At 64.8% G+C, this 11,957-nt stretch carries 8 protein-coding genes and 1 pseudogene; 4 read left to right on the top strand and 5 right to left on the bottom strand.

Translation table 11 applies throughout. The features are described from left to right. Positions 1 to 25: 25 nt before the first annotated feature. The 5 genes from ETQ85_RS25065 to ETQ85_RS25045 form a co-directional block, all read right to left on the bottom strand. The gene (locus ETQ85_RS25065; RefSeq protein ID WP_148581732.1) at positions 26 to 3,130 is read right to left on the bottom strand and encodes a multidrug efflux RND transporter permease subunit; all 3,105 of its coding nucleotides are present in this window, start codon (positions 3,128 to 3,130) and stop codon (positions 26 to 28) included. 217 nt (positions 3,131 to 3,347) lie between these two features. Further along, positions 3,348 to 6,413 (bottom strand): MdtB/MuxB family multidrug efflux RND transporter permease subunit, encoded by a 3,066-nt coding sequence (locus tag ETQ85_RS25060; protein WP_148581731.1) that lies wholly within the window; start codon positions 6,411 to 6,413, stop codon positions 3,348 to 3,350. Then, the gene (locus ETQ85_RS25055) at positions 6,410 to 7,678 is read right to left on the bottom strand and encodes an MdtA/MuxA family multidrug efflux RND transporter periplasmic adaptor subunit (RefSeq protein ID WP_148581730.1); all 1,269 of its coding nucleotides are present in this window, start codon (positions 7,676 to 7,678) and stop codon (positions 6,410 to 6,412) included. The genes ETQ85_RS25060 and ETQ85_RS25055 overlap by 4 nt, the downstream gene beginning before the upstream one ends. Before the next feature lie 292 nt (positions 7,679 to 7,970). Beyond that, positions 7,971 to 8,525 carry a hypothetical protein gene (locus ETQ85_RS25050; RefSeq protein ID WP_148581729.1) on the bottom strand — a complete coding sequence of 185 codons (555 nt, stop codon included), beginning with the start codon at positions 8,523 to 8,525 and terminating at the stop codon, positions 7,971 to 7,973. A 10-nt stretch (positions 8,526 to 8,535) separates the two neighbouring features. Next, entirely contained in the window at positions 8,536 to 9,591 is a 1,056-nt protein-coding gene (locus tag ETQ85_RS25045; RefSeq protein WP_148581728.1) for a sigma-54 interaction domain-containing protein, read from the bottom strand. Positions 9,592 to 9,874: 283 nt separating this feature from the next. On the opposite strand from ETQ85_RS25045, the gene ETQ85_RS25040 reads away from it, so the two are divergent. The 4 genes and pseudogenes from ETQ85_RS25040 to ETQ85_RS26760 form a co-directional block, all read left to right on the top strand. Continuing rightward, a complete protein-coding gene (locus ETQ85_RS25040; RefSeq protein WP_148581727.1) occupies positions 9,875 to 10,750 on the top strand; it encodes a MotA/TolQ/ExbB proton channel family protein in 876 nt (291 codons plus the stop codon). A gap of 18 nt (positions 10,751 to 10,768) precedes the next feature. Further along, complete coding sequence (locus tag ETQ85_RS25035) at positions 10,769 to 11,197, top strand: ExbD/TolR family protein (protein ID WP_148581726.1); 429 nt, start codon at positions 10,769 to 10,771, stop codon at positions 11,195 to 11,197. Between the two features lie 14 nt (positions 11,198 to 11,211). Further along, positions 11,212 to 11,643, top strand: a complete 432-nt coding sequence (locus ETQ85_RS25030; RefSeq protein WP_148581725.1) for an ExbD/TolR family protein — start codon at positions 11,212 to 11,214, stop codon at positions 11,641 to 11,643. Next, positions 11,640 to 11,957, top strand: a pseudogene (locus tag ETQ85_RS26760) (energy transducer TonB); the annotation flags it as partial. The gene ETQ85_RS25030 and the pseudogene ETQ85_RS26760, both read left to right, overlap by 4 nt.

Genomic DNA, 11,957 nt, shown 5'->3' with positions numbered 1-11,957 from the left:
TTCATTCCGGAAAGGGCGTACGGGTTCATGGATGCGGGGCGGTGAGCGGCGTCGTCCGGCCCGCGTGGAGGCGCAGCAGCCACAGGCGCAGACGGTCGAGCTGGAGATAGACCACCGGGGTGGTGTAGAGGGTCAGGAGCTGGCTGAGAAGCAGGCCGCCAACGATGGTGATGCCCAGCGGCTGGCGCAGCTCGGCACCGTCGCCGACGCCGAAGGCCAGCGGCAGGGCGCCGAAGAGGGCCGCCAGGGTGGTCATCATGATCGGCCGGAAGCGCAGCAGGCAGGCTTCGAAGATGGCCTCGCGGGGCGACAGGCCGCGGTCGCGTTCGGCGCTGATGGCGAAGTCGATCATCATGATGGCGTTTTTCTTGACGATGCCGATGAGCAGGATCACGCCGATCAGGGCGATCACCCCGAACTCGGTCTTGAAGGCCAGCAGCGCCAGAATCGCCCCCACCCCGGCCGAGGGCAGCGTGGACAGGATGGTGATCGGGTGCATCAGGTTTTCGTAGAGGATGCCGAGGATCAGGTACACCGCCACGATGGCGGCCAGAATCAGCAGCGGTTGGCTTTTGAGGGAGGCCTGGAAGGCTTTGGCATTGCCCTGGAAGCTGCCGTGCACGGCGGACGGTACACCTATGCGGGCCATCTCCTGGCGCACCGCGTCGGTGGCCTCGGAGAGGGATACGCCGATGGGCAGGTTGAAGGAGATCGTCGACGCCACGCTGCCGCCCTGGTGATTGACCGACAGGGGCGTGGGGCCGGATTCCCAGTGGGCGAAGGTGGCCAGCGGAACGCGCTTGCCGTCCGGACTGATGAAGAACAGATCCTTCAGCACTTCCGGCCCCTGCAGGTATTCCGGTGCGGCTTCGAGCACTACCCGGTACTGGTTGCTGGCGCCGTAGATGGTGGACACCAGGCGCTGCCCGAAGAGGTCGTTGAGGGTGGCGTTGACCAGGCGCTGGTTGAGGTTTAGGCGCGCCAGGGCGTCCCGGTCGATGATCAGCATGGTCTGCTCGCCCTTGTCCTGGCGGTCGGAGCTGACGTCTTCCAGTTGCGGCATCTTGCGCATGGCGTCGCGGATGCGTGGCTCCCAGGTTTTCAGATCCTGCAGGGAGTCGGCCTGCAGGGTGAAGTCGTACTGGGCGTTGCCCTGGCGGCCGCCGATCCGGATGTCCTGGGCGGCGACCAGAAACAGGCTGGCTCCGGGTTCGTGGCCGAGTTTGCCGCGCAGGCGGGCGATGACCTCGTCGGCGCTCACGTTCCGTTCGGACAGGGGCTTGAGGGTCAGAAAGATCAGGCCCCCGTTGCGCGGGCCGCCTCCGCCACCGGCGTAGCCGACCACGTTGTCCACCGCCGGGTCTGTTTGCAGGATGGCGACGAAGCGCGCCAGCTTGCCCTGCATGGACTGGAAGGAGGTGCGCTGGTCGGCGTCGATGAAGCCCATGATGCGTCCCGTGTCCTGCTGGGGGAAGAAGCCCTTGGGCACGACGCCGTAGAGGTGCACGTTGAAGGCGACGGTGGCGAACAGTACGCCGAGGGTGATCCACGGATGGTTGAGCACCACGCCCAGAGAACGCCGGTAGCCACCGACGACGCGGCCCATGAGACGCGTGCCGAAGGAGGGTTTGTGCGCTTCCGGCTCGACCGGGCGGGCCCTGAGCAGGCGCACGCACATCATCGGCGTGAGGGTCAGCGACACCACCAGCGAGACCAGGATGGCTGCCGACAGGGTGACGGCGAATTCCCGGAACAGCCGTCCGACGATGCCGCCCATCAGCAGGATCGGGATGAACACGGCGATCAGCGAGACGCTCATCGAGAGCACCGTGAAGCCGACTTCCCGGGCGCCCTTGAGGGCCGCCTCCAGCGGGCTGAGGCCGGCCTCGATGTGGCGGGAGATGTTCTCCAGCACCACCACCGCGTCATCGACCACGAAGCCTGTGACGATGACCAGTGCCATCAGCGATATGTTGTTCAGCGAATAGCCGGCCAGGTACATCACCGCGAAGGTGCCGAGCAGCGACACCGGCACCGCCACGCTGGGGATGATGGCGGCGCGCACGTTACGCAGGAACAGGAAGACCACCATGATGACCAGCGCCACCGACAGCAGCAGGGTGTGCTGCACTTCGCGCAGGGAGGCGCGGATGGTGACGGTGCGGTCGGCCACCACGTCGAGGTGGATGCCCGGGGGCAGTTCGGCGCGCAGCATGGGGAGGATGGCCATGGCCCGGTCGACGGTGTCGATCACGTTGGCGTCGGGCTGGCGGTTGATCAGCAGGATGACCGCCGGCTTGCCGTTGGCGAGGCCGATGTTGCGGGTGTCCTGCTCGGAGTCGGTGACCCGGGCCACGTCGCCGAGGCGCACGGCGGCATCGTTCTTCCATGCAACGATGGTGGGGAGGTAGTCGGCGGCCTTGCTGGCCTGATCGCTGGCCTGCAGTTGCCAGTGGCGCGGGCCGTCTTCGAGGCTGCCCTTGGGCCGATTGACGTTGGCCGCATCGATGGCCTGGCGCACGCTTTCCACGCCGATGCCGGTGGCGCTGAGGGTCGCCGGATCGACCTGCACACGCACTGCCGGCAGCGATCCGCCGCCCATGTTGACCTGGCCGACGCCCTTTACCTGGGCGAGGCGCTGGGCCAGCAGCGTGGAGGCGATGTCGTACATCTCGGCCCGCGAGACGCTGTCGGAGGTCATCGACAGGATCAGCACCGGGGCGTCGGCCGGGTTGATCTTGCGGTAGGTGGGGTTGCCGGCCATGCCGCTGGGCAACTGGCTGCGCGTCGCGTTGATGGCGGCCTGCACGCTTTTGGCAGTGCTCTCCACGTCCTGGTCGAGGTCCATCTGCAGGGTGATGCGGGTGCTGCCCAGGGAGCTCGACGAGGTCAGTTCGGTGACGCCGGCGATGCTGCCGAAGGCCCGCTCCAGCGGCGTCGCCACGGTGGCCGCCATCGTTTCGGGGCTGGCACCGGGCAGGCTGGCGGAGACCGAGATGGTCGGATAGTCCACCTGCGGCAGGGCGGCAACCGGCAGCAGCTTGTAGGCCACCAGCCCGACCAGAGTGATGGCCAGGCCCAGCAGCGAAGTGGCCACCGGGCGCCGGATGAACAGGGCGGAGAGGTTCATGTGGTGGGGCGGACTGTCGTCCGGCTCCGCCCATCAAGCGCGTGATGTCGGACTGAAGTCCGACCCACAAGGGCGGTATGCAGAGTTTCCGTGGGTTGGACTGAAATCCGGCTCACAAGGGCGGCATGCAGGGTTTCTGTGGGTCGGACTTCAGTCCGACATCCCCAGGCTGAACGTGCGTTGTCGGACTGAAGTCCGACCCACAGATTCGGCGGCTTCATGCGGTCACGCCTTTCCAGCGCCGGGCCAGGCGGTCGAAGGCCAGGTAGATCACCGGCGTGGTGAAGATGGTCAGCACCTGGCTGACCAGCAGGCCGCCGACCATGGTGATGCCCAGCGGCTGGCGCAGTTCGGAGCCGACGCCGGTGCCGAGCATCAGCGGCAGGGCGCCGAGCAGGGCGGCGAGGGTGGTCATCAGGATCGGCCGGAAGCGCAGCAGGCAGGCTTCGAAGATGGCCTCGCGGGGCGACAGGCCCTGCTCGCGCTCCGCTTCGAGGGCGAAGTCGATCATCATGATGGCGTTTTTCTTGACGATGCCGATCAGCAGGATGATCCCGATGATGCCGATCATGCCCAGCTCGTGGCCCGACACCAGCAGCGCCAGCAGGGCGCCGACGCCGGCCGAGGGCAGGGTGGACAGGATGGTGACCGGGTGGATGGTGCTCTCGTAGAGCACGCCGAGCACGATGTACATGGTCACCACGGCGGCGAGGATCAGCAGCAGGGTGTTGTCGAGCGAGGCCTGGAAGGCCAGTGCGGCGCCCTGGAAGCTGCTGCGGATGGTGCGCGGCATCTCCAGTTCGGACTCGGCGCTGCGAATGGCCTTGACGGCATCGCCGAGGGCGACGTTCGGGGCCAGGTTGAACGACAGGGTCACCGCCGGAAACTGGCCGAGGTGATTGACGGCCAGCAGGGCACGGCGCTCGCTGATGCGCGCCACCGACGACAGGGGCACGGTGCGCCCGCCCGCTGCCGGGATGTGGATGTGCTCCAGCGCGGCGGGGCTCTTCTGGAAGTCGGGGCCGACTTCCAGCACGACCCGGTAAAGCGCCGACTGGGTGAAGATGTTGGACACCTGGCGCTGGCCGAAGGCGCTGTAAAGGGCATTGTCGATGGCGGCCGGGGTGATGCCGAGGCGGCCGGCGCTGTCCCGGTCGATGTCGATGAAGGCCTGGGTGCCCTGGTCCTGCAGGTCGCTGGCCACGTCGGCCAGTTGCGGCAGGGTGTGCAGTTTCTTCAGGAGCCGTCCGGACCACTGGGCCAGCTGGGCCTCGTTGATGCTTTCGAGGCTGAACTGGTACTGGGTGCGGCTGGCCCGGTCTTCGATGGAGAGATCCTGCACCGGTTGCATGAACAGGCGGGTGTCAAGTTGCCGCACCTGCAGGCGTTCCTGCAGGCGGCGGATGACGCCGGCGGCGTCCAGGTCGCGCTCTTCCCGGGGTTTCAGCTTGATGAGCATGCGCCCGCTGTTGAGGGTGGTGTTGCTGCCGTCCACGCCGATGAAGGACGACAGGTTTTCCACCGCCGGGTCTTCGAGCAGGATTTCGGCCAGGGTGTGCTGACGCTCCGCCATGGCGGCAAACGAGATGTCCTGCGGGGCTTCGGAGACGGCCTGGATGAGGCCGGTGTCCTGCACCGGGAAGAAGCCCTTGGGGATGAATACATACAGCAGGGCGGTCAGCGTGAGGGTGCCGAAGGCCACCAGCAGGGTCAGGCCCTGGCGGTTCAATACCCACTTGAGCATCACCGCGTAGCGATCCAGGATGGCCTGGAAGAAGACGCCGTTTTCGTCATGGCCGCGGGCGTGGGGACGCAGCAGGCGGGCCGACATCATCGGCGTGAGGGTCAGGGATACCACCGCTGAAATCAGGATTGCCACCGCCAGGGTGATGGCGAATTCACGGAACAGGCGGCCGACCACGTCGCCCATGAAGATCAGCGGAATCAGTACGGCGATCAGCGACACGGTCAGCGAGATGATCGTGAAACCGATCTGCCTGGATCCCTTGAGGGCCGCTTCCAGCGGCGTTTCGCCGTCTTCCAGGTGGCGGCTGATGTTCTCGATCATCACGATGGCGTCGTCCACCACGAAGCCGGCGGCGATGGTGAGGGCCATCAGGGTGAGGTTGTTGATGCTGAAGCCGGCGGCGTACATCACCGCAAAGGTGCCGACCAGCGACAGGGGTACCGCCACCGCCGGGATCAGCGTGGCCGTGAAGCTGCGCAGGAAGACGAAGATCACTGCCACCACCAGCGCCACGGCGAGCACCAGTTCGAACTGCACGTCGGTGACCGAGGCGCGGATGGACGTGGTGCGGTCGGTGAGGAGACGCAGGTCGACAGAGGTGGGCAGATCGGCTTCCAGCTGCGGCAGCAGGGCACGCACCCGCTCGGCGGTCTCGATGACGTTGGCGCCCGGTTGGCGCTGGATGTTGATGATGACCGCCGGGGTTTTGTCGGCCCAGGCGGCGAGGCGGTTGTTCTCGGCGCCCTCGATGGTCTCGGCCACATCGGCGAGGCGGATCGGTGCGCCGTTGCGCCAGGCGATGGTGAGCTTGCCGTAGTCGTCCGCCGACTTGAGCTGGTCGTTGGCGTCGAGCGTTGTGGCCTTGGTCGGGCCGTCGAAGCTGCCCTTGGCCATGTTCACGTTGGCATTGGCGATGGCGCTGCGCACGTCTTCCAGGCTCAGCCCGGTGGCGGCGAGGGCTTGCGGGTTGACCTGCACGCGCACTGCCGGGCGCAGGCCGCCGCCGATGGTGACGAGACCGATGCCGGGCAACTGGGAAATCTTCATCGCCACCCGGGTATCGACCAGGTCGGCGAGCCGGGCCATCGGCAGGCTGGGCGAGCTGACGGCCAGCGTCATGATCGGTGCGTCGGCGGGATTGACCTTGCTGTACACCGGCGGCATCGGCAGGTCTTGCGGCAGGAAGCTGCTGGCGGTGTTGATGGCGGCCTGAACCTGCTGCTCGGCCACGTCCATCTTCAGGGCCAGGTCGAACTGCAGGGTGATGACCGAGATGCCTTCGCCGCTGGTGGACGACATGCGCTTGAGGCCGGGCATCTGGCCGAACTGGCGCTCCAGCGGGGCGGTGATGGCCGAGGTGGTGACGTCGGGGCTGGCGCCGGGGTAGCGGGTGCTGATCTGGATGGTGGGGTATTCCACCTCGGGCAGCGCCGAGACGGGCAGCAGGCGATAGGCGATCAGGCCGACGAGCAGGATCGCCACCATCAGCAGGGAGGTGGCGACCGGGCGAAGGATGAAGAGGCGCGAGGGGTTCATGCGGGCTTCTTGCGTTCGCCACGGGGTTCGCCGTTGCCACCCGGCCCGCCTTTACCGCGGCGTTCGCCGCCCTGGCGGGATTCCGGGGTGCTGAGTTCCACCGGGGCGCCATCGCGCAGGCGGTCTACACCATCGACGACGATCTTCTCGCCGGCACTCAGGCCCGATTCGATGGATACCGTGTCGGCGGTGGCGGGGCCGGTGACCACCTGGCGGCTGCTGACGGTCTTGTCCTGTTCGTTGAGTACGTAAACAAAGTTGCCCTGGGCACCCTTCAGGATGGCTGCCGATGGAATCAGCAGCGCGTCGTGACGGGTGTCCACGCGCAGGCGGGCGCTGACGAACTGATTGGGAAAGAGGGCGTTGTCCTTGTTGTCGAACTGGGCCTTGAGCTTGATGGTGCCGGTGCTGGTGTCGATGAGGTTGTCGGTGCTGAGCAGGCGTCCTGCAGCGAGCTTCCGGCGACCATCCCGGTCCCATGCTTCCACGCTGAGGCCCTTGCCAGCCTGGATGCGCTCCCGCACCGCCGGCAGGTTGCCGGCCGGAATCGAGAAGAACACGGAGATCGGCTGGGTCTGGGTGATGATCACCAGTCCGCCGGTGTCGGCCGCCCGCACCATGTTGCCGGCGTCCACCTGGCGCAGGCCGAGGGTGCCGGAGACCGGCGCGCTGACTTTTGTGAAGCTCAGGTTGAGGCGGGCGGTATCGACCAGGGCGCGGTCGGTCTGCACCGTGCCTTCGAGCTGGCGTACCTGGGCTTCCTGGGCGTCCACCTGCTGGCGGGCGATGGAGTCCTTGGCGAGCAGGCCCTTGTAGCGTTCCAGGTCGAGGCGGGCGTTGGCGAGCAGGGCCTCGTCGCGCTTGAGCTGGCCGCTGGCCTGATCGAGGGCGGCGGCGAAGGGGCGTGGGTCGATCTCGGCGAGCACCTCGCCGCTCTTGACGATCTGGCCATCCCGGAAGGCCACGCGCTGGAGCTGCCCGTCCACCCGTGGCTTGATGGTGACGGTGTTGAAGGCCGTTACCGTGCCGATGGCGTTGACTGTTACGTCGATGTCGCCCAGCCGGGTGTCCGCGGCCAGCACCGGCACCGGACGATTGCCCTGATCCCGGTTGCGTCCGCCCTTGCCGCGTTGCGGGCCATCGGCTTTGAGGGCCTTGTCGGCAGTCTTCGTTTCCGCGGCAGGGGCCGTGCCGTAATAGGCGACGCCTCCGGCCGTGGTGGCGAGGATCAGGGCAAGCGTGGTCCAGATGATCTTCTTTTTCATGGGCTTCGGATTGACGGCGAATACGCGGCGCAGGGACAGTCGGGGCAGCAACCCGTGCCGCCCGGTTTTTCATTGAATTGCAGGTTTCGTGCCTTTGCTTGTTCCTGTTTTCGAATAGCTATTCGTGAATAGCGAAATACAGTCAAGCGCTTGAATTGAAATGACTTGATATGCCGGCCCGACGGGGTCGAGAAAATTGACGGCAATTCCCGGGAGCGTACCCGGCGGAATTGCATGGTTGTTTTTTCAGCACGGATGTTGCCCCGCTGCTGACTGGGCAACATTTGCGGGATTACGCTTGCGGACGAAAACTCCATTTCGGATTGAGCAGCAGGGCCACCAGGGATGAAAGGCTGACGGCAAAGGCGATCCACAGGATCAACGGGTTCTCGTGAAGGCGTTCCGGGTAGATGCTCAGCCCGGCGGCCAGCCCGATGCCGTTGCCGCCGGTTACCAGTACCGCCGCTGCCAGGTCGTGAAAGCGCCGGGCCTTGTTGGCACCGGCGGCCCAGTGGGGATCGGTGTTGTAGCTCGGCAGCGCATGGCTGTCCCGTTCCAGTCTTTCGAGGGCGGACAGGAAATGGCGCAGGTTGGTGATGGCCCGCTCGGATTTGTAATTGAGAAAAGCCAGGCAGGTGGAGGCGACCGGAAAGCCGAGAATCAGCCATTCCACCGGCACATGGCCGGCGCCGGCGCCCGGCTTGAGGGCCACCAGCGCGGCGAGGATGCTCACTACCAGCGTTACATATAAGGCCAGCGCCTGCTGGCGCTGGGCGATGCGGGCGTTCACTTCCTGATAAGCAGCGATGAAGCGGTAATTGGCATCGACGTGGGATTTTCCGGCCATCCGTACTGCCTCAGTCGATCAGCTTCAGGCGCTTCAGGTGGGTGCGCAGCACGTTGCGGGAAATCCCCAGCAGGCGGGCGGTGCGTACCTGGTTGAGGTGCTCCCATTCGTAGGCGGTGCGAATGGTGTGGTCGACGACATGGTCGAACAGCGTTTCATGCCCTTCCTCGAACAAGCCCTTGAGGTGACGGGTGAAGCAGTCCTGCAGGTCGGCCGGTGTGCTCGGCTGGTCGCGCGAGGGGCGTTCAAACTGGGCGGCGAGCAGGTGCAGGTCGTCCTCCTCGATGTGCTTGCCGTGAAAGACCAGCAAGGCCCGGTGGATGACGTTTTCGAGTTCGCGGATATTGCCCGGCCAGATGTAGTCGAGGAGGGCCCGTTCGGCCTGCGGCGAGAGGGTCGGTTCGACGATGTCGAGGCGCTGGGCGTACTTGGTGATGAAGTGCTTTGCCAGCGGCACGATGTCCCGCGGGCGTTCCCGCAGGATGGGCAGGTCCAGCGCCACGACCCGCAGGCGGTAGTACAGATCTTCCCGGAAGCGACCTTCGGCGACGGCCTTTTCAAGATCGACGTTGGTGGCGGCAATCAGGCGCACATCGACCTTGAGCGGCTTGCGGGCTCCGATGCGCACCACTTCCCCTTCCTGCAGCACGCGCAGGAGCTTGACCTGCATGGGCAGCGGCAGGTCGCCGATCTCATCGAGAAACAGGGTGCCGCCGTTGGCGGCTTCGAACCAGCCGGCCTTGGAGGTCATGGCGCCCGTGAAGGCGCCTTTTTCGAAACCAAACAGCTCGCTCTCGAACAGGGTTTCGGAAAAAGCGCCGCAGTTGATGGCCAGGAAGGGCTTCGAGGCGCGCAGGCTGGACAGATGAACCTGGCGTGCGACGAGTTCCTTGCCGGTGCCGGTTTCGCCAATGATCAGGATGTTGGCATTGCTCGGCGCGACACGGTCGATTAGCGAAAGTAATTGCAGGGATTTCGGGTCGGCGAATACGACGGCGCTGGCCCGGATTGACAGGGACACCGCGCGGGGATCGGGGAACGTGATGATGTGGGGAGAGTAGTTCATTGTCTGGCCACCGGTTATGTTTGAGCCGATTGTAGGGATGTCGCCCTCCGGCGAAAAACAATAATTTATGATTTCTATATCTGCTTATTTGTCAGCACAACTGTTGGGATTCCAGCAGTTGACGTGTCCGAGTGGCAGCAGATCGGCTCCGTGGATTTGTGGTGGGTCGATTAAGTTAATGATAAAAAAGAATTTAATTTTTTGGCACGGACCGTGCGGTGGTGTCTGTATTGGTTTTCGGATTTCGAATTTTTAATTTCACTTATCTGTGTGGAGAAATAGCATGTTCAATTTTGATATAACGAAGGGGCGTTCCGGTATTTCGGCGCTTCTCGCCTCTTTGGCAATTGTGATTTCCGGTGCGACGTTTTCCGGCGCCGTGCTGGCCCAGCCCAGTGGCGCCACAGTGAGCTCTACGGCCGAAGCGGCTGCGGCTGCGGCGCCTGTTGCGCCTGCCGCTGCCGAACTGCATGCGGCCAAGCCTGCTGCCAGCGAAAGCACCGACAACCCCTACGGCATCGAAGCCCTGTGGAAAGGCAGCGACGCAGTCGCCAAGACCGTGCTGCTGCTTTTGCTGATCATGAGCGTCGGCAGTTGGTACGTGATCATCGTCAAGCTCCTGGAACAGTCCAAGATCGGGCGTCAGGCCAAGAAAACCACCAGCAGCTTCTGGACTGCCGGTTCGGTCCAGCAGGGTGCCGAAAACCTGGAAAGCTCCAGTCCCTTCCGCTTCATCGCCGAGGCTGGCATCGAAGCCACCAAGAAGCACGATGGCCTGCTGCAGCATGTGGGCTTCAATGACTGGGTGACGCTCTCCATCCAGCGTGCCATCGAACGCATCCAGAGCCGTCTGCAAGGGGGCCTGGCCTTTCTGGCAACCGTGGGTTCCACTGCGCCTTTCGTCGGTCTGTTTGGCACTGTGTGGGGTATCTACCATGCGCTGACGGCCATTGGTGTGGCCGGTCAGGCGTCGATCGACAAGGTGGCCGGCCCGGTGGGCGAAGCGCTGATCATGACCGCCATCGGGTTGGCCGTGGCGGTGCCCGCTGTGCTGGGCTACAACTGGCTGGTGCGTCGCAACAAGGGCGTGCTCGACGACGTTCGCGCCTTTGGCAGCGATCTGCACTCGGTCATCCTCGCCTCGGCCTCCAAGGCCTGATCGCCGGAGCAGCCCAAAATGGCCATCAGTGCAGCCCCCGCCGAGGGGGACGACGACGTCATCGCCGCGATCAACACCACGCCGCTGGTCGATGTGATGCTGGTGTTGCTGATCATCTTCCTGATCACCATTCCGGTCGTCACGACCTCGGTGCAGGTCGAACTGCCCAAGGAAACCGTCGAAGTCCGGGAGTCGAAGCCTGAAAACCTGGTCATCTCGGTGGACAAGGCCAACGGGATCTACATCCAGGATTCGAAGGTGGCCAGCACCGGCGCGCTGGTCGAGCATTTGAAGAAGGTGTCCGCCCTGCGCCCGCAGCCCGAGGTGCAGATCCGCGGTGACCTGACTGCCGAATACGAAGGCGTCGGCAAAATTCTCTACGCGTGCCAGCGTGCCGGTATCGGCAAGGTGGCCTTCATCACCGAGCCGCCCGTCCGCGGCGGCTAAAGGGGAGAGCGAACATGGCAATGAACGTGGGAAGCAGCTCGGGCAGCGGCGATCCGGAAGTGATGATGGACATCAACACCACGCCCCTGATTGACGTGATGCTGGTGCTCCTGGTCATGCTGATCATCACCATTCCGATCCAGTTGCATTCGGTGAACCTGAACCTGCCGGTCGGCACGCCGCCGCCCAGCGACGTGAAGCCGGAAGTAGTGAAGATCGATGTGGATGCGAAGAGCGTGGTGCATTGGCAGGGCACGGCGCTGACCAGCGGTGCGGAACTGGAGCAGAAGATGAAGATGGTTTCCGAACTGGCCGTGCAGCCCGAAGTGCATCTGCGCCCCGACAAGCATGCCCGTTATGAAGTGGTGGCCAGCATCCTTGCCGCGACCAAGCGGGCGGGGCTCTCCAAGATTGGCGTTATTGGCAGCGAGCAATTCATAGAATGACCACGATTACCGCAAACTACAATTTTCAGCCCAAGGACCCGTCGCGGAGTGCGACCGGACTGGTCGTGGTTGTCGGGCTGCACGTCGTCCTTGGCTATGCGCTGGTTTCCGGCCTGGCTCGGGATATTGTCAAGGTCATCAAGAAGCCGCTGGAGGCGGCGGTCATCCAGGAGGTGACGCTGCCTCCGCCGCCACCGCCGCCACCGAAGCTGGTCAAGGTGGAGCAGGCGGTCAAGCCGAACACGCCACCGCCACCGGCCTACGTGCCGCCGCCCGACATTGCGCCGCCGGTAAGCGCGCCGGTCATCGCGGCA

Source organism: Zoogloea oleivorans (assembly GCF_008107625.1).
Classification (GTDB): Bacteria; Pseudomonadota; Gammaproteobacteria; order Burkholderiales; family Rhodocyclaceae; genus Zoogloea; species Zoogloea oleivorans.
Note: the sequence above shows the minus strand (reverse complement) of the source record. Positions and strands in the feature narration are given on the sequence as shown.

Excerpts from the sequence above, each read along its gene's own strand:
- ETQ85_RS25065 (WP_148581732.1), bottom strand. The coding sequence starts at position 3,130 with ATGAACCTCTCCGCCCTGTTCATCCGGCGCCCGGTGGCCACTTCGCTG.
- ETQ85_RS25050 (WP_148581729.1), bottom strand. The coding sequence starts at position 8,525 with ATGGCCGGAAAATCCCACGTCGATGCCAATTACCGCTTCATCGCTGCT.
- ETQ85_RS25055 (WP_148581730.1), bottom strand. The coding sequence starts at position 7,678 with ATGAAAAAGAAGATCATCTGGACCACGCTTGCCCTGATCCTCGCCACC.
- ETQ85_RS25040 (WP_148581727.1), top strand. The coding sequence starts at position 9,875 with ATGTTCAATTTTGATATAACGAAGGGGCGTTCCGGTATTTCGGCGCTT.
- ETQ85_RS25045 (WP_148581728.1), bottom strand. The coding sequence starts at position 9,591 with ATGAACTACTCTCCCCACATCATCACGTTCCCCGATCCCCGCGCGGTG.
- ETQ85_RS25060 (WP_148581731.1), bottom strand. The coding sequence starts at position 6,413 with ATGAACCCCTCGCGCCTCTTCATCCTTCGCCCGGTCGCCACCTCCCTG.
- ETQ85_RS25030 (WP_148581725.1), top strand. The coding sequence starts at position 11,212 with ATGGCAATGAACGTGGGAAGCAGCTCGGGCAGCGGCGATCCGGAAGTG.
- ETQ85_RS25035 (WP_148581726.1), top strand. The coding sequence starts at position 10,769 with ATGGCCATCAGTGCAGCCCCCGCCGAGGGGGACGACGACGTCATCGCC.